This window comes from Paenibacillus campi (genome assembly GCF_034659835.1).
In the GTDB taxonomy this organism is placed as follows: Bacteria; Bacillota; Bacilli; order Paenibacillales; family Paenibacillaceae; genus Saccharibacillus; species Saccharibacillus campi.
Genome location: NZ_JAXSQZ010000001.1, coordinates 46,651 through 67,426 on the forward strand (window position 1 = coordinate 46,651; position 20,776 = coordinate 67,426).

Consider the following 20,776-nt stretch of genomic DNA (forward strand, 5'->3'; position numbering starts at 1 on the left):
AAGGGGATGAATCGATGGAACTGTTACAGCTTAAATATTTTCAAACGGTCGCTTATATGGAGCATATGTCCAAAGCTGCCCACCAACTGCATATCGCCCAGCCTTCTTTAAGCTTAACGATCAAACGGTTGGAAGATGAGCTTGGCACCGAGCTGTTCGTTCGTAAAGGACGCAATATTCAATTAAGCCCGTCCGGGCATATTTTGCTTAAACATGTGAACCGGATTTTTATCGAGCTGGACAATGCTGAGCGTGAACTGCAAGTTCAGCAGCAGCTAGTATCCAATACGATTAAAATTCTCATCTCCAATCCGCGCTTTCTGTCGAAGCTGATTACCGAATATATTGGGCACTATCCGGATGCTAAAGTCCATCAAGGCATCAAAATGCGCACTGATATTATCGCCAGTCTTAAACAAGGTGAGATCGATTTGGGCATTGCTAGTCAATATACAGATGATGAAGAAATTGAAAGCTGTCTGCTGATCGATGAGGATATCGTACTCGTTGTGCCTGCCAATCATCGTTATGCCGAGCAGCCGGAATTGTCGCTTGCCGAGATGACGCATGAACCGTTTATTTCGATTGCCGACAATAAAGAATACAGCGAATTTATGCGGAAAGTGTGCGAGCAGTTTGGATTTGTGCCTAATACGGTGTTTGAGGTGGATTCGTATTTGTTGACTGAAATTATCGGTATTAATCAAGGGGTGGCGTTGCTACCGATCTCCGTCTGTCGGCAGTTCAATTTGCATTATGTACGTATTGCGGGCGTTTCTCCAACGTACTCGGTGAGCTTATTTTGGGCAAAAAACAAGTTGCTGTCCCCGGCGGCACAAAGCTTGCGCGATTTTATTATCAATTACTATGAAAATAACCAAAAAATGTTTAAATTGTCTTGAAAAACAGCCGCCTGATTGCGGTACAATGAAGATAATTATGTAAGCGCTTTTAAAGGTGGACAATTATAACATGGGTTGGTATATGCACAAATCGCTTCAGAACATGATCACGCCCAATCCAAAATAGCATCGGAGTGGATAAATGCAGATCGCAGTCGATCCGTCGGTACTTGCAACTTGGTTGGTGGATAGAATTATAGTTTACCGTTATTATGCTCTCATTTTTTAGGAGGAAGGAAGCTATGCGTTTGAAACGATTGCCAAACGATATCCGCGGTCTATGGCGGCGTTTAAATGGATTGCCGCTGCAAAGTCGGCTCATTGCTGCGTACATTATCGTTATTTTATTGCCGACGGTGGCGATTTCGTATTATTCATATCAGCAGATTAATACGACGTATATACAAGATACACGGCTTAAAAGTATGGATACGCTGCAAAATGAACAACAGACGATCTTGACGCAACTGGAGACGATGGAGCGGGCGGCACAGCTTGCTGTATCAGACAAAGCGGTCATTCAATATTTGACGGAAAATCAGGATAAACCGACCGCCGAATTGATTGAGTTTAACGAAAATTCGTATGCTCGTCTTGCGCAGATTGGAATTAACAATCCGTCAATTTTGCATTTGCGGCTATATAGTAACAGTTCGAAAACGTATGAAATTTGGCCGATTATTTTGCATGAAAGTCGGATTAAAGATGCGCCGTGGTATAGTGCTGTACACGGGTTGGGTGATCGGGAAGCTTGGTTTATGCAGCGTGCTGATCTGACGCGTGAGCGCAGCGATAGTATTCGTCCATTAGAGCCTGACCCGCCGAAGCTGTCGCTGTTGCGTGAATTGGAATTGCCACGCGGTCATCATGCTGGCGTTATTCAAGTCGATATGCGGCTTGCTGATCTGGCACCGCAAACATTTGGCAAAAGTCAGGAAGACAGCGCGCGGATGTTGCTGCTTGATGCAGGCGGCGGCAATGTATCGTCCCCGATAGCAGCGGATCGTTACACACGGCTGGCGAACAGATTGCTAAGTGAGTCCGGGTTAAGCGCTTCATCCATGCAATATCGCGCTGATGGGCAAACGTATTTGGTCACCCATCTGCCGCTTGCACGACTCGGCGCGCAGCTTGTGCAGGTCGTATCATTAGAAAAAATGTTGCAGGATACCGGGCGAGCGCGCAATTTGATCATTGCCACAACGGTCGCGTTTATCGTGTTAGTATCGCTCATTACGTATGTAGCGAATTCGCTTATTCTCAAAAATTTGCGCAAACTAACGCAAGCGATGAAACAGATGCGCAGAGGGGAATTGCCGCCAATGGTGCAAATCGAAGGCGGTGAAGTGGGCGAGTTAGCCTATCATTTTAACCGGATGAGCGGCACGATTAATGAACTGATCGCGCAGGCGGTACGCAAGCAGGCATTAATGAAGGAAGCAGAGCTACGGACGCTGTACAGTCAGATCGATGCCCATTTTCTGTACAACACGCTGGAAAATATTAAAATGCTTGCTGAAATCGAAGATCAGCGCCAAATTTCCGATGCGCTCACATCGCTTGGCGGGATGATGCGTTATAACTTCAAATGGGAGGGCGAATATGTGACACTCGGTCAGGAGCTGCGCCATATTCGCAATTATATCGAAGTGATGAATATCCGGTTTGATGAACCGGTACGGCTGAACATCGAGCTTCCGCCCGCCTACGCCGAATTGGAACTGCTCAAAATGTCGCTGCAACCGATTGTCGAAAACGCGTTTAAGCATGGCTGGACAGAGGAACAAGGAGAGCGTTGGCTGCATATTCGTGCAGTGGACGAAGGGGAGCGGAGCGTGCGGATTGTCATTCGGGATAATGGACAAGGGATAGCGCCTGCGGTAGTAGCAAGCTTGAATGAACGATTGCAGCAAGCGTCCGCAGGCACAGCGGAATTATCGCCACAACGGACGGTTACGCGTTCTGATTCAGCAGCGCATAGCGGCTATGGACTGTTAAATGTGCAGCAGCGCATCAGGCTTTTTTTTGGTAATCTATACGGATTGCACATACACAGTAGCGCAGGCGAAGGCACCGAAGTATCGCTATGTCTGCCCAAAATTATGTTGGCAGGAGGAGACATCCGGCATGAAACAACTGCTAATTGTTGATGATGAAAAAAATATCCGGCAGGGGCTGCAAGTTATGATCGAGCGTCAGTTCCCGGGACGCTATATGATCCGCTGTGCCCGGCACGGCGAGGAAGGGCTGGAATTGCTGCACCATACGCCAGCCGACATTATCATTACCGATATTCGGATGCCGGTAATGGACGGGATGGCGATGCTGGAACGACTGCGTGCAGGCGATGAGTTGTTACAACAGCCGGAGGTGATCGTGCTAAGTGGGCATGATGATTTTGAATATGCGAAGGTAGCGATCCGTTATCAGGTGCGCGAATATTTGCTGAAACCGATTCGGCGCGATGATCTGTTTGCAGCGCTTGGTAGTCTCGAACAGGAACTGCTGCGCAAGCAATCACTATCCCGTCGGCTGGAAGATGCCGATCATTATCGACGTCAATGGCAGCAGGAGCAATTGTCCCGCTGGCTGGAAGCACCGACAGACGAAGCAAAACGTGAGCTGGCGTCGTGCACATGGTTGACGCTACCGCAGTCGTACATCGTCTGTGTGTGGAACGGTGTGACGGCAGATGGGCAACCGGTGCCTGTGCAGGAGCTTGATCTGCTGCTCGAACAGCTTGCGGATGGCGAGCCGGATCGATATGAGCTGCAATGGCTTGATCGGCAAGGGCGGCGCGTATGGATTATTGCTCAGGCTGGTTTAGTTAGGCTGCAAGCGTTAGCACAAGCGGCGGCACGGCGTGAGGTGTCCGGTTTGTGGGCGGGCATTAGTGATGCCGCAGTAGATCGTACTGAATTGCAAACCGCTTATGGACAAGCATGTCGGGCGCTGACGTACGGTTTCTTTTGCCCGGGTATGTATGTGTTAAGCGAACCACTGCTGCAGGAAGATGAGGAGGAACTTTCGCAGTCACAGCTTGAAGACAATGTGCGCAGACTCGGCAATTTGCTCGGTACCGGACGCAGCGATGAAATTAGCGACATCGTACATCAGCTGTTCCGACTGTCCGGCACAAGTATGCGTAGTCTGGCAGCGGTACGGCGTACGGTGCGGCTTATTAATGAGGGGGTGCTAGATGAGGTGTTTCGGCATTTTGGCGAAGCATCGATCGAAGTGTTGCGCCTATATCGACGCGTGTGCAGCTTGGAGCATTACCGGTATTTTCACGATTATTGCCGCGATCTGGAACGGCTTTTGCTCTGTCTGGACGATTATATCGGTCAGTTGCGTCAAGTGCATAGCGAGCATCATCGACTCAAAGAGGCGGTGGCGTATTTGCACCGTCATTATGCGCGTCCGCTTAATATGGCGACGGTCAGCAACCATGTGTCGCTAAACTATTCGTATTTTAGCGAGGCGTTTAAGGCGTATACGGGTGAAAATTTTGTTGTGTATTTGAAAAAGCTACGGATCGAGCGTGCGAAGGAATTGCTCGTGCAATCGTCGTATCGGTTGAGCGAAATCGGTGAACAGGTCGGCTTGGAAAACAGCCGCCACTTCTCCCGCGTGTTTCGTGAACTGGAAGGGATTACGCCGCAGGAATACCGCGCACGACTGAAATTGCGCTCCGGTATGAGTTGAAACATTTGTGTATCGATTCGCTGTTTGTGCGTTTGCAAACCGAATAATTTAAAGTAAAATAGTGGGTAGCCCAAATAAATAATTGCCCGTGTTGGCGCATGTTAAACACGAACTGCAAGGAAAAGATTTGTGCAGCGATACCAATTAAAATGTTGGCATTTAACTATATACTGGAGGGCTTTTGGTGCTAAAAGGTGCAAAGTTTGGAATACGCACTAAAATTGTAGCCGGGTATATCGTGATCATTGTCTGTCTTGGCATTGTGCTGACGATGATGTCAGGTCGTATGAACCAGTTAGAGCAGGAAAGCCGATACATCAATGATCATGATTTGGAAGTGCATAACTTAACCAATGTGCTGGAAAAGCATGTGCTGGATATGGAAACCGGACAACGCGGTTTCGTCCTGACCGGTGAAGAAAGCTATTTGGAGCCGTATGAAGAAGCCCTTTCCCATTGGGAGAGCGATTACAATGAACTGTACTCGCTTGTTGGCGGCAATGAGCTGCAACAGCGCAATTTGCAAACGATTCGCGCCGGCATCGCAAATTGGATTCGCGATGCGGGAGCACCTGTCATTGCGCTGAAGCAGCGTGGCGATGAAGCGGGCATACGCCGCTTTTATGCCAGCGATCCGGGCAAGCAACAGATGGATCAGCTACGTCAGGAAATGGATGCGTTTCGCAGCGGCGAGAAGGCGCTCACCAATGCGCGCATTGAAGCGGCAGCACAGGGCAATGAACGTATGTTGGTAATGATGATTGCGGTCTGGATATTGCTCGGTGTGATCTCGATCATTATCGCCTTGCTGATCGCACGCCAGATTGTCGGCACGATTCGCGATGTGAGCGACACGCTGCGTGGTATCGCTACCGGCGGCAACTTAAGAACACGTTTGGACGTTACATCACGCGATGAAGTCGGTGAGCTGGCGGAAGCCGCTAATCAGTTGCTGGATCATGTGCAGTATGACAACTGGGTCAAAGATCAGATCGCGCAGGCAGCGACACGTTTTCAGGAAGCGACCGATGTGAACAGCTTATGTTCCGTATTGCTGACCAAAGGTAATAAATGGTTTGGCATCCCGTATGGAGTGACGTATTTGAAAAGTGTCGAGGGCGATTGGATCAAGTCCGCTTCATTTGCCGCTTCGGATACGGAAGCCGAGCTTGGCGTGATTAAGCTGCAACAGGGCGAAGGATTGACCGGGCAAGCGATTATGGAACGCCGTATGTTGGAATTGCATCCGTTGCCACAAGGCTATGTGCGGACGATTTGTTCCGGTCTTGGACATGCTGAACTGCAAGCGATGGTGGCGGCACCGATTATATTTGAAGGGCGTGTAATCGCAGCGGTTGAGTTTGCATTATTGCAGCCGCTAACCGAGCAGCAAAAATCGCTATTTCAGGAGTTGCTCGATATTTTCGCGGTCACGATGCATTCAGTGATGACGCGAATGGAAGTGGAGCAGCTCTATCGTGAATCACAATCGCTCAACCATGAGCTGCAAGTGCAGTCTGAGGAATTGCAAGTACAATCGGAAGAATTGCAAGCACAGACGGAAGAACTGCAAATGCAAACCGAAGAACTGCAAATGTTAAACGAACGTCTGGAGCATGGCAAAATGTCGGCAGAGAGCACAGCGATTGAGTTGGACAAATACGCGCAGCAATTACAAGTCAGCTCGCGCTACAAATCGGAGTTCCTAGCGAATATGTCGCATGAGCTGCGAACACCGCTAAACAGTATGCTTATTTTGTCCCAGATTTTATCGGAAAATGGGAATGGCAATTTGACTGCCAAAGAGCAGGAATATGCGTCGATCATTCATTCGTCCGGTAAAGACCTGCTTAATTTGATTAACGATATTCTTGATCTGTCCAAAGTGGAAGCTGGCAAAATGCAGATCGAAATTAATCCGATCAGCGTCGAAGCGATGGTGGAGCAGATGGAGCGCAGCTTCCGTGAAACGGCAGCGCAGCGTGAACTGTTTTTCAAAGTGGACGTGGAGGATAATGTGCCGGAACTGGTCTATTCGGACGAGATGCGCATTCAGCAAGTGCTGCGCAATCTGCTGTCCAATGCGTTCAAATTTACGCAGACCGGCGGTGTCACATTACAAGTACAAAAAGTAAATCATGTGCAGACAAACAGCTATGAAAGCACACAGCCGATGCTCGCTTTTAGCGTCAGTGATACAGGGATTGGTATCACCGCCGAAAATCGCGATCTGATCTTTGAGGCGTTCCGGCAGGCGGATGGAGCAACAGCGCGTAAATATGGCGGAACAGGGCTTGGTCTGTCGATTTCGTCACAGCTTGCCAATCTGTTAGGCGGTACGATTCATCTGGAAAGTAAATATGGCGAAGGCAGCATTTTCACATTTTATATTCCGTGTATGGTGACCGATCCGCATTCTGAACATGCCCTATTCGATATGAATGAATCGCTGCATCTGAATCGAACCGTATTTATGGACGAAGGCACGGTTTCGTCAGTGGACAACTATGAGTATAGTGGTTTGTCCGAGCCCGAGCTGTTTACAAACGATCAGTCCAAACGATCCGCGTTTGCCGCGCTCGGTCAACAGCAGACTTCATTCGAGCCTACATTGTCGTCTCAGCCGGGCGGAACCGATATTTTGAGCGACAAAAAAATTCTGATTGTGGATGATGATATTCGTAATGTATATGCGTTGACGAGTATGTTGGAGCGTTACAATATGAATATCGTGATCTCGCAAAATGGACGTGATGCGCTGGAAATTTTGCATATGGATCAGCATATTGACCTAATTTTGATGGATATTATGATGCCGGAGCTGGACGGATACGAAACGATGAAAACGGTGCGTAATCTGTACGGTTACAGCGAGGTGCCGATCATTGTACTAACAGCCAAAGCGATGAAAGAAGATCGCGAGAAAAGTGTTCAAGCAGGCGCAACCGATTATATGAGCAAGCCACTACAAATGCAAGAGGTGCTGCAACGTGTGCGTTATTGGCTGCATCAGCAGGCGGCACGCTCATCGGCTCAACCATTATAAAATGCATTCTATATCATATTCGTCAAAATACGACATATATCATCATTGGTGTATGATATGTGATTAAAGCTCGGATTGCCCATCTGTGATGCGGTTTCCGAGCTTTTTTTTTCATGATTGTGCATATGTAAGCTAATTAACTTGTGTATTTAATAGGTCTAAATACCCTTGTCTATCGTATAGTAAAATAGTAAATTTTTACTAGGACATCAGGGTGACGTTGTCGTCTGACATCATTTACTTGCACTTCAATCCTGGAATTATCCAGCGCGATTAAACGCAGGGCCCTGTTCATTTCGTAAGAAAGGAAGATTACAGATGAATATTAGTTTAAGCCCTGGTTATGCATCCACTGGCAATCTGCAAAATTACGCTGCCAACAACAGTAATCCGAACAACACGACTGATCCTAACGATCCAAATGGCACTAAAAAGCAGCAGGACAGCGAAAATCCGCAACAAGTACAGGCAGACAAAGCCAAAGAACAAAAGCTCAAAGACCAGAAGCTGCAAGAGCAAAAGCAGAGCGATATGCTGACAGAAGAACAAAAGCTGCAAAAGAAAGAAGATTACAAAAAGGAAGACAAAGACAAAGAAATACGTCAAAAAGACCTGAACACACTGTTCGACAAAAGACAGGAACATCAAAAAGGCAGCAGTAAAGCGACCCATGATGTGTTAATTGACAGCATTTACAGCAAGCTTGGCGAAGGCACGCATATGGCAATTACGAAGGACAATTATGAGGAAACGATCAAAGGTTTGATTAATCGCGGCTTTCAAGTCAGCGCGGACGAAGAACGGATGACCATTTCTTCCAAAGTGCATCAGCTTAAGCTCGAAATTAGCAAAGATTCCTACAAGCAATACGTGCAGTCCGTGTATGCACAATCACAATCGTCGTAAATAACGTCATTGATCATATAGGTATTGTTCTGAACATACAAATACCCTTTCAACTGGAAGTGGTAGTATCGTTATGCCTTAGTTACTACAAATTAATGCTTGCTCAATAAGGTCTGTTTCCGATTTAAGGGAGCAGGCTTTTTTTGCATGTTCAGGCATAAAGGCAATAAATAAAAATGTATGACGAGTGCAAAAATCATCTAACAACGCAATAATAAATACGAATACGGCTCGTTTAAAAATTGTTTTATTAGGAAAATAGTCCCTTGCTAGATAAATGGATAAATAGTAAATTATAACCAATAAATATGGTATATTATTCCTTTAATGTATAATTGATAATAAAAACGATAACATACCTCGTTCTGTTAACTTCTCTGTAGTTTAGCCAACCCGCTTAACAGTCCATCATGTGAGGAGCGAGCCACGATGAATATTACAGCAACTACGTATCAAGCATTTTCCAGTGCATACACATCGTATGCAGCAGGGCAAAGTCGGCAGCAAAACAATTCCGATTCGACCGCCTTGACTTCCAATTCTGCCAGTTCCACCGCCACCAAAACTCCAGCGGAACAAAAGCTGGAAGACAAGCAAAAATACAAACAGGAAATGAACGACAAAGAGCAACGTGATAATGAACTGGATAAGCTGTATGAGCGTCAGCAGAAAAAAACGGATCATGTGAGCGAACAGATGCAGCAAACGCTGAACGGGCAAGGGTTTTTGCAGATCGGGCAGCAGCATGGTATCGCGTTGACGAAAGAAAACTTTGATGAAACGGTACGTGGTCTGATGAAAAAAGGCTTTCAAGTCGACCAAACCGAGCAACAGTTAACCGTATCGTCTAAACTGCATCAGATGAAGCTGGAAATGAGCAAGCAATCGTACGATAAATATGTAGAAATGACCTATGGCAAAAAGATGGCAGAGCAAATGGGCGTCGGTCAGCCAGCCGAGACGACCAAATCCGCCAATTCGATCATTTATAAAGGTACAGTGAATTATCCAGCCGATGGCGTACAGGGAAGCATGGTGAAGCAGCCGACTAGTTCAGCGGCGACTTCCAATACAGGTACAACCTATACAGGAATACCAGCGCAGCCAGCCGCTGTAGCAGACAGTACGCCAACCGCACCACTATCGGGTACAAATACGAGCGGGATAACGACAAATTATACAACCGCTCCGGCAGCGGTTAGCAGCTCTGCACCTGTGTCCACTTCGGTACCAACAACGGGAACGCCAATCGGCACAAGCAGCCCGACTACAAGCCCATCCGTTTCCAGCTCTACCACCAGTACAGGTACGACGACAGACGGTAGCAGCGTAACAACGCCAGTAGCAAGCACGACTGCTCCAGCCACCACGACAGCGAGCAGCCCGGCACCGACTACGAGCACGACAACAGCGAGCAGCCCGGCACCGACTACGAGCACAACGACAGCGAGCAGCCCGGCACCGACTACGAGCACGACAACAGCGAGCAGCCCGGCACCGACTACGAGCACAACGACAGCGAGCAGCCCGACATCAACTACAAGCACGACGACAGCGAGCAGCCCGGCATCAACTACAAGCACAACGACAGTCAGCAGCCCGGCACCGACTACAAGCACAACAACAGCGAGCAGCCCGACATCAACTACAAGCACGACGACAACGAGCAGCCCGGCACCGACTACAAGCACAACAACAGCGAGCAGCCCGACATCAACTACAAGCACGACGACAACGAGCAGCCCGGCACCGACTACAAGCACGACGGCAGCGAGCAGCCCGGCACCGACTACAAGCACAACGACAACAGGAACTGCAACCAATCCTAATCTAGTTGAAACGGTCGTTAACGGCTTGAATAAAACGGTAACTGGCACACTGCGCAAATAAGCTGATCCGTTTAACTATGCAAGAGCGAGTCGACACCGACCAGGCGGTTGGAATAACGGTATATGATGCAAAATGTCCAACCTAATAAAGCCTGCTACTTCACCTCCCGGTATGGGAAAAGACGGAAGCAGCAGGCTTTGCTCATTAGCTGGATTGGGTTGCATTGTATTCGTTTAATCGTTGATGGCAAGTGCAGCTGCTGTTACCTATTGTAGCTACGCTTCGGCTGCCGTATCGGATCCATGACGTGCATGGCGATACAGTTCGGCATAAATCCCGCCCTGTGCCAGCAGTTTCGCATGTGTGCCTTGCTCGACAATCTTGCCATGCTCCATCACGAGAATGCGATCCGCATGCATAATCGTCGATAGGCGGTGGGCGATAACGATCGTCGTACGGCCACGTGAGACGGTTTGCAATGCTTGCTGTACAAGCTGCTCGGTATGAGAATCGAGATTAGCGGTCGCTTCATCCAAAATAAGCACTTTCGGTCGGAACACGACAATCCGGGCAAACGAAATCAATTGCCGTTCCCCTGCCGACAAACCACTGCCGCGCTCCGATAGTAATGTATCATACTGCTGTGGCAGCCGTTCGATCATCTCATGCGCACCGACAAAACGACATGCTTCCATCACCTGTTCACGGCTAATATCGGATTGGAACATCCGCACATTATCGATAATCGAACCGGAAAATAGAAACGGCTCCTGCTGAATCAAACCAACGACGCGGTGCAATTGCGGCTGCGGGATGCGGCGCAGATCGATATCATCGATCGTCACCGAACCTTCCCATACATCGTAAAAGCGATTGAGCAGCGAGATCAATGTACTTTTGCCAGCACCTGTCGTACCGACAACACCGATCATTTCGCCCGGACGGATATGCAGATCAAGCTCGGTCAGTACCGGTTGCCCTGGCTCATAACCAAACGTAATTCGGTTAAAATCAACTTTGCCGCGTACATGCTCCGGTTTGAGTAATTTAGCTTCATCCGGCGCTGGATCAGCGATTTCCGGCTGTAAACGCAAAATACGCCATATGCGATCCATCGACACGATCGTCGATTGAAATGTATTCCACTGCATCGTAATCTGGTTAATCGGCTGAAAAAACTGGCGGATATAGCTAATAAATGCGTACAGTACACCGACTTCCATTTGCCGATTAAAGACAGCGACCCCACCGAGCCATACCATCAGCACGAGCGCAATGTTGCCGAGCACATCAAACGTACGGTTGAACAGCACATTCGATTTGAGTTGCTGCACATTCGCTTCCCAGTAATCGCTATTAAATTCGGTAAAACGGCGTGTCTGCTCCTTTTCTTGATGGAAAATTTGGATCAGTCCCATGCCCGACAAATTTTCCGCTGTAAAAGCGACTAGGCGGGACAGTCGGCTACGAGCGAGCTGGTACACTTCACGCAGCCGTTTACGAAACAAAATCGCCAATGTTGCGATAATCGGCAACGTGATCATCGAATACCAGGCAAGCGTTGCATCGAGTCGGAACATAAAATAAATGATAAACAACACCATCATCCCGTCACGAATAAGGCTGAGCAGCACTTGCGTGAAAAACTGGCTAATCGTCTCGGTGTCGCTCGATACATTGGTCACTAGCCCGCCGCTGCTAGAACGATCGAAAAAGCTCATCGACAGTTTGGAAATATGGGCAAACAAATCTTTACGGATGCTGGCAACGATATGCTGCCCGGCATATTGCAGCAGATTGCTCTGTACATAGGTGAAGATTAGACTAATAATCGCCAGCCCCAAATAAATCAGCGCCATACCGATCAGAAACGCCAGCCCACTCTTGCCGACCGCAATATGATCGTCGATCACGATACTGACCAAATATGGCTGCAACAGATCGGCAGCAATCGCCAGCATCGTCGTAAAAAACAGTCCGATAAACGTCAGCTTATGCGGACGCGCATATTGCATAATTGCGCGCAATGCTTCATAGCGCGAAGGAGGAGGCGTATTGGGCTTCGAAGGCGGTTTGTCGTGCGGTTCGTTATTGCTGTTGCCCTGGTCTTGCCCATTCCGATCGGCAGCCTGCTGTTGATCGGAATGCCGTCGTTTTGTCTGTTGTGCCGCCGAACCGTCCGACGCAGCGGTCAACAGTTTGCGCCGGTTGTCATTGGTGCGGGACTCATTCATAGTACAACCCTTCTTCCTGTAGCTGGTACATAGATGCATAGATGCCCCGTTGTTCCAACAATTGCTCGTGTGTACCGTGCTCAACGATTCGCCCTTCATCCAGCACGATAATGTGATCTGCCTGTTTGACAGCGCTAATGCGGTGCGAAATGATCAGCGTCGTGCGCTGCTTGCGTTCCTGTACTAGATTGGCAAGTATACCGGTCTCCGTTACCGCATCAACCGCGCTCATACTATCATCGAGAATGAGGATCGGCCCAGTTTTGGCAAGACCACGTGCAAGGCTTGTGCGCTGACGCTGTCCACCGGATAATGTAACGCCGCGTTCGCCTAGCCGTGTATCGAATTTATCGGGAAAACGTACAATTGGCTCATAAATCATCGCCTGGCGCGCATGATTTTCCACTTTTTCCAATGGAATGCTACGGTCGCTAAAGGCGATATTGTCGCGAATCGTTGTGCTGAACAAAAAGCCGTCCTGCGGCACATAAGCGATGCGTGAACGCAGGCTATTGATCGAAATGTCGCGTACATCGGTGCCACCGAGTAGTACGGTGCCTGGCGGCGGATCGTAAATGCGCAGCAGCAGCTTGACGAGCGTTGTTTTGCCGCTGCCTGTTTTGCCAACGATCCCGAGCGTTTGTCCGCTGGCGATATGCAAATTAATATTTTGTAGCGCTGGACGTTCGCTGCCTGGATACGTAAACGAAAGCTGTTGTAGTTCCAGATCAGGCGACGCTGCCAGCGGCTCTGCATGCTCGGCATCTTGAATGTCCGGCTGCTCGCTTAGCAAGCGATTGACCCGATCTAGTGAAGCGCCGGAGCGCTGCATCATATTGATCACGTTACCAATTTGCTGTAACGGGCCTGACATAATGCGCAAGTAAAGGGTTAACGCGATAAAATTACCGATCGTAATACTGCCCTGTATCGCCAAATAGCCGCCATACAGCAATGAGATAACGAGCGACAGTGCACCGAGAAACGGTACGGCTGCCTGAAACAGCGAAGACATGCGTACGAGGTGGAGTTGATTGTTTTTAATCTGATCGACCGTGCTGCCAAAGCGTTCGCGTGCGGTCGGCTCGATCGCAAATGTTTTGGTGACACGTATGCCGCGCAGTTGTTCTTCCGCCGAATCGGTCATGACCGCCAGCGATTCCTGCACATTCATCGAACGTGTGCGAATGCGTGGGCCGAAATAAACGACGAGAAAAGGGATTGCGATCATCGGGATAATACAGACGATGATCAAATGTAGCGGAATATGGCTGAGCAGCATCATTACCACACAGGACAGAAACAGAAATACCGCATTGGTCGTCATCGTCACACCGTTGGAGATCGATTCACGTACAGAGGTAACATCGTTCGTCATCGAGCTAAGCAGCTTGCCCGTGCCCTGTCTGGAGAAATAGTGCTCGCTTAGCGTGGAAAATTTGCGGAACAGACTTTGTCGCATCGCAAACTCGAATTTCCGCCCGAGCCGCATGACCGAAAATTGCCCGGCACCAAACAATACGTTGTAGGCAATGCCAATCCCCGCCAAAATCAGACTGTAACGCACGATCATATCGTAGCGGATACCCCCCGCCACTAGTGCATCGGTAAACTGCCCCAGCACTCGCGGCAAAGCAGCCTGTGCGATATTGGAAGCGATGATCAGAACGACAGCCAGCAAATAGTAGTACCAGTGCTCCCGCACATAGTCCGTCAAAATGCTCCGGTCTTTTGTCATGGACATTCCTTCCTTCTTTACGCAGCTTAATCAGTTGCTTTGTTACACTATTATTGTTTTAACCAGAAACGTAGTGATGCTTTCACTGTTATTATAGCTTCGTTATGTCAAAATATACACTTTGATTTCAGACGGGATATTGTGTATTTGTAAGGTGAGGGAAAAGAAGTAGTGAATAGGTAATTAGGTGAAGAACGCAAAGCGAAATTGCGCAATGAACCGTTATTTTATATTTTAAAATGATGAGGACATCTATACGTTTAACAGATGTTGATTCGGCTTGCTTAAGATCGTAAAGGATTCATTATAACGATAGCGAGCAAGCTGGGATTGGCTATGAAGCTGGTTGTGATTATTAAAAGTTATGCTATTTTACGCACAAAAGAGCAATCGAGTGTTCGATCGCTCTTTTGCGATGCTACTTGTTAGCTGTAACCTGTAAATGAGATGGTGGACTATCATGCAATTTGTAAGTAGACGTTAAATAAAATACAACCCATACATATAAGGTAGCGGCACCGTCGGGAACGTTTCGGTTTGAGCGACAGCTATATCGGCTTGCGGATCGAACAATAGCGCGCACAGCTCGGCATCATCGGCAAGCGTATACTCGTTTGTCGGAGTATGCACGGTGTAGCAACTTTGCTCGTGCACCGCGACATGTACAGTCGCCTCATCGTTCAGATCATCCAATAACCCGGTTTGCGCGAGCAGTGCACCGCCGTTTACGATCATAACTGTACCGCCGTTACGGCTGGTAGTGCAGACGGCTCCGGTAGCCTGTGCTTCTGCCAACAATGATTGCTCCTGCCACGGGATCGTAACCGTAAGGGTAGACAGACTGTAGCGACGAATCGCTTCCAGCCATAGTTCGCGCACAGCATCCGGTCTGCCTGCGCATTCGATGACCGAGCCAGCACGATCGGTTGCATGGAGTGGTGCTAATGTAGTTGTTGTATCTCCATTATTGTTATTCACATCATAGAAAGGAGGAATAGATAAAATCGCTACACCGGCGATGCCATTAGGCGTAGCGGCGACGAGTACGTGTTGCTGTTGTTGATTCACATGTGCCATCGCTTGGGCAGCGAGCATTTGCTGCATTTCGCCAATACTTAGCTCTACATGGGCAGTTGGACGCTGAAGTAGCGCATGTACAGCAAACAGATCACATGACTCCATTTCACGCAGCTCCCACAAGTCAGACGGCTCGCTTAATGCGTGCTTGTGTGTCAAAGTAACGCTATGCATATGTCCAAAAAACTGACTGCCTGCACGCGTATACAGAGAGCGATCGCCGGAAATAAACATCATGGAAGCGCCTGCTGCAATCGCATGTTGTCGGCATCGTTCCAATAATTGTCCAGCTAGCCGCTGTCCACGGTAATCCGGATGCGTGCATACTGCGCCAATCGAAAAAGCACTGATCCGTTGCGAGCCGACAACGATGTTTACAGGCACTAACCCCATAAAAGAAACGAGTTGTCCGTTATCGTTAAAAGCGCCGTAGGAATGGCTCATACCCGGACGAAACAGTGTAGGAAATGAAGTTCCCATATAACGCTCACCTGTTTCGCAAAAAACGTTGTTTGTCAGCTCCGCCGCCAGTGGCAATTCGTCGATATGTACACTGCGAATGTTCATCATGTAGGTTCCTCCTGAATGAGTGCATAGTGTATAGCTGGCTGTACAGCTACACAACTATGACAATTTAAATGTTAAAGCGCTATAACTTTTGTGGTTGTATTTAGCATACAGGAAATGAGTATGGATGACTACAACTCATAGATCGAAACCGTCAAGCGGGGAGCTAGACGATGCGTTTATTGCGCAACCCTGTTTAGACTGACTTCGGACTTCGTGTGTAAAAATCGCTAACCGTGGAGAGGAGAGCACTTGTCCCTTTCGTTTGTTTGCCGAGCTGAAGCAAGTATGGGCGTACATCGGTATGCGTGCAAGCAGCAAATTTTTCTTTTTGCCATTTGCACTAAGTGTTCTGCAAAAAACGGCATCAAAAAACAGACCGATTGTTATGAATCGGTCTGCTGGCAGATTACATCATTGCACGATATATAAGGTTGTAAGACTATAAACAAGTGATTTACAGCTGTGGCGAATGTTCCGGTTGCCACGGACGGACGGTGACTGGAGTGAATTTAAAGCCCGGCATTTTGCAAAATGGATCGAGTTCCGGTGGGGTTGCCTCGTTTACATTTTGTTTGCCGCCCCAGTGCATCGGGACGAATAATGTATCGGTTCGAATCTGCTCGCTCACACGGCAACGCACGACAAGTCGTCCTTGGGCGGATTGAATTTCTGCCCATTGTCCGTCTTTAAGATGATACCGTTTGGCAGTTAACGGGTGAATTTCCACAAAGTTTTGCAGCTCGCGCGCAGCGAGCGTGGGACTGCGGCGAGTTTGCACGCCGGTTAAGTAATGGGACAGCACGCGCCCGTTCGTAAGCAGTAACGGACGCTCTGCGGACGGCTGCTCGCGCACATATCGGTGCGGCAGTGAAGTGAACAGCGCTTTACCATCATCATGGGCGAACCGTTGCTGGAACATCGTCGGTGTGCCAGCATGCTGTTCATCCGGACATGGCCAATAAATGCCTTCCTCCTGACGTAAACGTTCATACGTAATGCCAGAATAGTCGGCAAGACCGCCACGGCTGGCAAGGCGCAACTCGTCAAAAATGTGCTCGGACGACTCGAAGGCAAAATAACGCCCTGTACCTAGTCGCTCCGCAAGCGCGTGCAAAATCGACCAATCTTGCCGCGCTTCGCCAGGCGGCTCCATCACCGCTTCACGCAGCAATACACGACCTTCCAAATTCGTCAGCGTGCCGGTATTTTCCAGAAAAGAGGCAACCGGCAGTACGATATCCGCCATCCGCGCCGTTTCTGACAGAAACAGATCGGCAACGATCAGCATCTCAAGCCCTTCCAACGCACGCCGCACGAGCGGAATATTCGGGTTCGATACGACCGGATTCGAGCCCATCACGAACAACATTCGCAGTTTCCCTTGATCGGCAAGCTCCAGCATTTCGTAGGCGGAGACGCCTTTGCCCGGAATAGCAGACGGCTCCACCCCCCATATGGAAGCGACATAAGCGCGATCAGACGCATCTTCAATCGAGCGATAGCCGGGCAGTTGGTCGGCTTTTTGCCCATGTTCGCGTCCGCCTTGCCCATTTGCCTGCCCGGTAACCGCGCCATATCCGCAGCCCGGACGCCCGATTTTGCCGGTTGCTAGCACAAGATTAAGCAAATAACGAACAGCAAGATGACCGTCTGTCTGTTGCTCGATCCCGCGTGCAGTCAAGATCATACCGGTTGCCGCAGTGCCGTACCATTGCGCTGCTTGCATAATCTGTGCAGCCGGAATGCCGCATACTTGTGCGGTCTGTTCCAGCTCAATCTCATCCAGCAGTGTGCCAAGTTCGTCATAGCCATTCGTATGTGTATCGATAAACGTTCGATCGATCCAATCGTTGTCGATGATTAGCTTTAGTAAAGTGAGCGCCAGCAGCGCATCTGTGCCGGGTTTGAGCTGAAGATGCAGATCGGCAATCGCCGCCGTACCGGTCTGACGCGGATCGATCACGATCATGCGCGCTCCCCGGGCACGTGCTTCATTAAAATAAGGCAGCAGTGTAGGCTGACATTCCGCAATATTCGTGCCTGCCAGTATGATGCACTCCGTCAGCGGAATATCTTGTAACCGAAACGTTAACCCGCGATCGACACCGAATACTTTGGTGCCTGCTGAAGCCGCTGCCGACATGCAAAAGCGTCCATTATAGTCGATATAGCGTGTGCCGATGCCGATGCGGGCGAATTTGCCGAGCAAATAGGCGGTTTCATTCGTAAGCGAACCGCCGCCATACACACCGATCGTATCCGCTCCATGCTGTCGTATCGCTTCTTGAAAACGACTCGCTTTACATTGTACGCTGCAAAATGGACATTGGGTCTGCATCGGGATCGACTCCTTTCGTAACGGCTGTGTTAGCAGGTTCGTACAGACGGCGTAGCACATGCTCGCGCACATGCAATAATCCGACACGTTCTAGCCATTCATACATCGCTTCGCCATAATAAGCGGTGCTTACATAATAATGAAGACAATGATCGAGCAATGTTAGCACATCGTACCATTGCTCCATTTCACCGATTAATTCACCTGCTTGTAACGGCTCCATCGCACCGCCGGCATACAATTCCCAGCCGTCCGGTGCAGCCATAATGCCAAGATCAGCAAGTCGTACGGTCGCTTCCACAGCAGTACCGCTCACTTCGGTGACAATATGCAGCGGGTGGGGCAGAATATGTTGTTGCCAAGCGGTATACATAGACTGTAACGATGCTGTGCTTGCTTGTGCGATAGGCATCGTGATATAGGCATTGTGCATGCTGTCCAGCGATGAAGCGGCGGCAGCAGTAGATGAGGGATGCAGCGATCCAGAAATCGGATCGGTGTAACGCATTGCTGCCACATCGGCATAATAATGAATCGCTGCCCGACATAACTCGCAACCGGTATACTCCGAGTCGGTGATCAGCTCTGCCGCTAACATTTGCACGACAGATTCAGGCAAACGAAACGGTGCGTGCTTGCGGTCATTTGCATCGCCAGAGTCGTTGCTACTAGTAAAATGGTTATTTGGAACGAGCGTTTGAGCAGGATCACTATAAACGTGAGCTTGCGCTTGTGTTTGTGCAAGTCCGTAACGACTGCCAGCACTAAAGTGATCGGATGCGGTTAACCATAAACGGGCGGTATCGGTAAAAATCTGCTTCCATTGCAATGTATTGGTAAGTGTCAGCACCTGTTCCCGCAGCTCTGCTTGTGTCCACGGGAGGCAATCACAGACGGTAACTGTTGCTGGATGAGCAGGAGTGGCGGCTGACAGACCGGAAGCCGCCGCTTGTTCACAAGCGATACTACAGCGAGTGAGCGCTTCAACGGTAGGGCGGCAACCGCCGCAGGAGCCGGATGCACGGGTATGCTGTTTGACTTCATCGGCGGTTTGCAATCCGTGCTCACGCATCGCATCGAGAATATGTTGCTTGCTTACCGCATTGCAGGCACAGACGATCGAGTGTGGAGCAAGTGCAATCGCTGCCGCTTCCGCCGGATCATGGGCGGTTCCGTTAGCCGTAGCTGCTTGTTGACGTTCCAACCACTGCTCGGTTGACATGCCTTGTTTGATCATCTCGACTAATGCTGTGCCTTCCGCGGTATTGCCGTACAACACAGCGCCGCTAATGCGTCCGTGCGTAGCGGTAATTTTCCGGTACGTTCGTGCGACACCATCGTATTGCTGTACAAGCGTTTCACTATGGGCAGACTGAATATCACCGATTGAAAATACTTGCACACCGGAAATTTTGAGCTGGGAATACGGTAGTGAACCGGTGTAAGGGGGAGCGGGTTGCTGACAGAGATGGGCAGCGAGTATTTTGGCTTGTTCATATAGCGGAGCGACCAGCCCGTAACTCACACCGCGATGCTCGGCACATTCACCGACAGCGTACACATCCGGTACGCTCGTGCGCATCCAATCATCGACGATAATGGCGCGATTGACCGCCAGCCCGCTATGCTCAGCAAGCCGCACATTCGGACGAATGCCGACCGCCATGACGATCAGATCAGCCGCGAGCCGTTCGCCATTTTCAAAGCGTAGTCCTTGTGCACGGTGGGTGCCGTTAATGCGAATCGTTTGCCGATTAAGCGCAAAGCGCATCCCTTGTTGTTCCAGCTCCTGACGCAGCAAGGCGGCAGACATCTCATCCAGCTGCCGATTCATCAAATATGGCGCATTGTGTACGACATAGGTTTCCATGCCGAGCTGCACTAGTCCACGCGCCGCTTCCAGTCCGAGCAAGCCGCCCCCGATAACGGCTGCTTTGCGATAACGTTGAGCATACTCGGTCATTCGGTCGCAATCGTCTAGCGTGCGAAAGGCGATGACGCCCTTTTTGTCCGAGCCGGGCAGTGGGGGAATATAAGGAACCGAGCCGGTCGCTACGATCAGCACATCATAGCCAACTTCCAACCCGGAAGCGGTGCGCACTGTACGGCGAGCGGAATCGATCAGCGTCACCGTTTCGCCCATAAACAGCCGAATTTGGTGCTGTTCATACCATTCTAACGAATGCAGTACAATATCTTCAAACTGACGTTCGCCATGCAATATTTCCGACAGCAAAATCCGGTTATAATTCGGACGCGGTTCCGCTCCAAACACCGTAATCGCAAACCGCTCTGGCGCCATCCGTATGATTTCCTCCACACAGCGCATGCCTGCCATACCATTGCCAATTACAACCAAACGGGCAGTCATAAGGCTGACCTCCTTTATCCATACCGGCTATTGTACCGGCGTCTCTGTCTAGCTTATAA

Annotated in this window: 11 protein-coding genes; 6 read left to right on the forward strand and 5 right to left on the reverse strand. The window is 49.5% G+C overall.

Annotation, left to right across the window (positions count from 1 at the left end):
- The first annotated feature begins 14 nt into the window (after positions 1 to 14).
- From U1I11_RS00215 to U1I11_RS00240, 6 genes are all read left to right on the forward strand, one after another.
- Positions 15 to 902, forward strand: a complete 888-nt coding sequence (locus tag U1I11_RS00215; protein WP_322902842.1) for a LysR family transcriptional regulator — start codon at positions 15 to 17, stop codon at positions 900 to 902.
- 242 nt (positions 903 to 1,144) lie between these two features.
- Positions 1,145 to 3,052: a cache domain-containing sensor histidine kinase gene (locus U1I11_RS00220; RefSeq protein WP_322902844.1), complete on the forward strand. Its 1,908-nt coding sequence runs from the start codon at positions 1,145 to 1,147 to the stop codon at positions 3,050 to 3,052.
- Positions 3,030 to 4,607: a response regulator gene (locus U1I11_RS00225; protein ID WP_322902846.1), complete on the forward strand. Its 1,578-nt coding sequence runs from the start codon at positions 3,030 to 3,032 to the stop codon at positions 4,605 to 4,607. Before U1I11_RS00220 ends, U1I11_RS00225 begins: the two co-directional genes overlap by 23 nt.
- A gap of 184 nt (positions 4,608 to 4,791) precedes the next feature.
- Positions 4,792 to 7,653, forward strand: coding sequence for a CHASE3 domain-containing protein (locus tag U1I11_RS00230; protein WP_322902847.1), 2,862 nt, complete (start codon positions 4,792 to 4,794; stop codon positions 7,651 to 7,653).
- 318 nt (positions 7,654 to 7,971) lie between these two features.
- On the forward strand, positions 7,972 to 8,559 hold the full coding sequence (locus U1I11_RS00235; protein ID WP_322902848.1) for a hypothetical protein: 588 nt from the start codon (positions 7,972 to 7,974) through the stop codon (positions 8,557 to 8,559).
- A 429-nt stretch (positions 8,560 to 8,988) separates the two neighbouring features.
- Complete coding sequence (locus tag U1I11_RS00240; protein WP_322902849.1) at positions 8,989 to 10,449, forward strand: hypothetical protein; 1,461 nt, start codon at positions 8,989 to 8,991, stop codon at positions 10,447 to 10,449.
- A gap of 215 nt (positions 10,450 to 10,664) precedes the next feature.
- On the opposite strand, the gene U1I11_RS00245 is transcribed toward U1I11_RS00240, so the two are convergent.
- The 5 genes from U1I11_RS00245 to U1I11_RS00265 all read right to left on the reverse strand — a co-directional run bounded on the left by U1I11_RS00245 (position 10,665) and on the right by U1I11_RS00265 (position 20,717).
- Positions 10,665 to 12,623: an ABC transporter ATP-binding protein gene (locus tag U1I11_RS00245; RefSeq protein ID WP_416235575.1), complete on the reverse strand. Its 1,959-nt coding sequence runs from the start codon at positions 12,621 to 12,623 to the stop codon at positions 10,665 to 10,667.
- Positions 12,616 to 14,361, reverse strand: coding sequence for an ABC transporter ATP-binding protein (locus U1I11_RS00250; RefSeq protein WP_322902851.1), 1,746 nt, complete (start codon positions 14,359 to 14,361; stop codon positions 12,616 to 12,618). The genes U1I11_RS00245 and U1I11_RS00250 overlap by 8 nt, the downstream gene beginning before the upstream one ends.
- 480 nt (positions 14,362 to 14,841) lie before the next feature.
- Entirely contained in the window at positions 14,842 to 16,008 is a 1,167-nt protein-coding gene (locus U1I11_RS00255; protein WP_322902852.1) for a GNAT family N-acetyltransferase, read from the reverse strand.
- Positions 16,009 to 16,462: 454 nt separating this feature from the next.
- Complete coding sequence (locus U1I11_RS00260; RefSeq protein WP_322902854.1) at positions 16,463 to 18,418, reverse strand: molybdopterin oxidoreductase family protein; 1,956 nt, start codon at positions 18,416 to 18,418, stop codon at positions 16,463 to 16,465.
- A complete protein-coding gene (locus U1I11_RS00265) occupies positions 18,309 to 20,717 on the reverse strand; it encodes an FAD-dependent oxidoreductase (protein ID WP_322902855.1) in 2,409 nt (802 codons plus the stop codon). The genes U1I11_RS00260 and U1I11_RS00265 overlap by 110 nt, the downstream gene beginning before the upstream one ends.
- Between the last annotated feature and the right edge of the window lie 59 nt (positions 20,718 to 20,776).

What these genes read in the sequence shown, in the direction of transcription:
- U1I11_RS00215 (WP_322902842.1), top strand. Translation starts at nt 15, where the DNA reads ATGGAACTGTTACAGCTTAAATATTTTCAAACGGTCGCTTATATGGAG.
- U1I11_RS00220 (WP_322902844.1), top strand. Translation starts at nt 1,145, where the DNA reads ATGCGTTTGAAACGATTGCCAAACGATATCCGCGGTCTATGGCGGCGT.
- U1I11_RS00225 (WP_322902846.1), top strand. Translation starts at nt 3,030, where the DNA reads ATGAAACAACTGCTAATTGTTGATGATGAAAAAAATATCCGGCAGGGG.
- U1I11_RS00235 (WP_322902848.1), top strand. Translation starts at nt 7,972, where the DNA reads ATGAATATTAGTTTAAGCCCTGGTTATGCATCCACTGGCAATCTGCAA.
- U1I11_RS00240 (WP_322902849.1), top strand. Translation starts at nt 8,989, where the DNA reads ATGAATATTACAGCAACTACGTATCAAGCATTTTCCAGTGCATACACA.
- U1I11_RS00245 (WP_416235575.1), bottom strand. Translation starts at nt 12,623, where the DNA reads ATGAATGAGTCCCGCACCAATGACAACCGGCGCAAACTGTTGACCGCT.
- U1I11_RS00250 (WP_322902851.1), bottom strand. Translation starts at nt 14,361, where the DNA reads ATGACAAAAGACCGGAGCATTTTGACGGACTATGTGCGGGAGCACTGG.
- U1I11_RS00255 (WP_322902852.1), bottom strand. Translation starts at nt 16,008, where the DNA reads ATGATGAACATTCGCAGTGTACATATCGACGAATTGCCACTGGCGGCG.
- U1I11_RS00260 (WP_322902854.1), bottom strand. Translation starts at nt 18,418, where the DNA reads ATGTGCGCGAGCATGTGCTACGCCGTCTGTACGAACCTGCTAACACAG.
- U1I11_RS00265 (WP_322902855.1), bottom strand. Translation starts at nt 20,717, where the DNA reads ATGACTGCCCGTTTGGTTGTAATTGGCAATGGTATGGCAGGCATGCGC.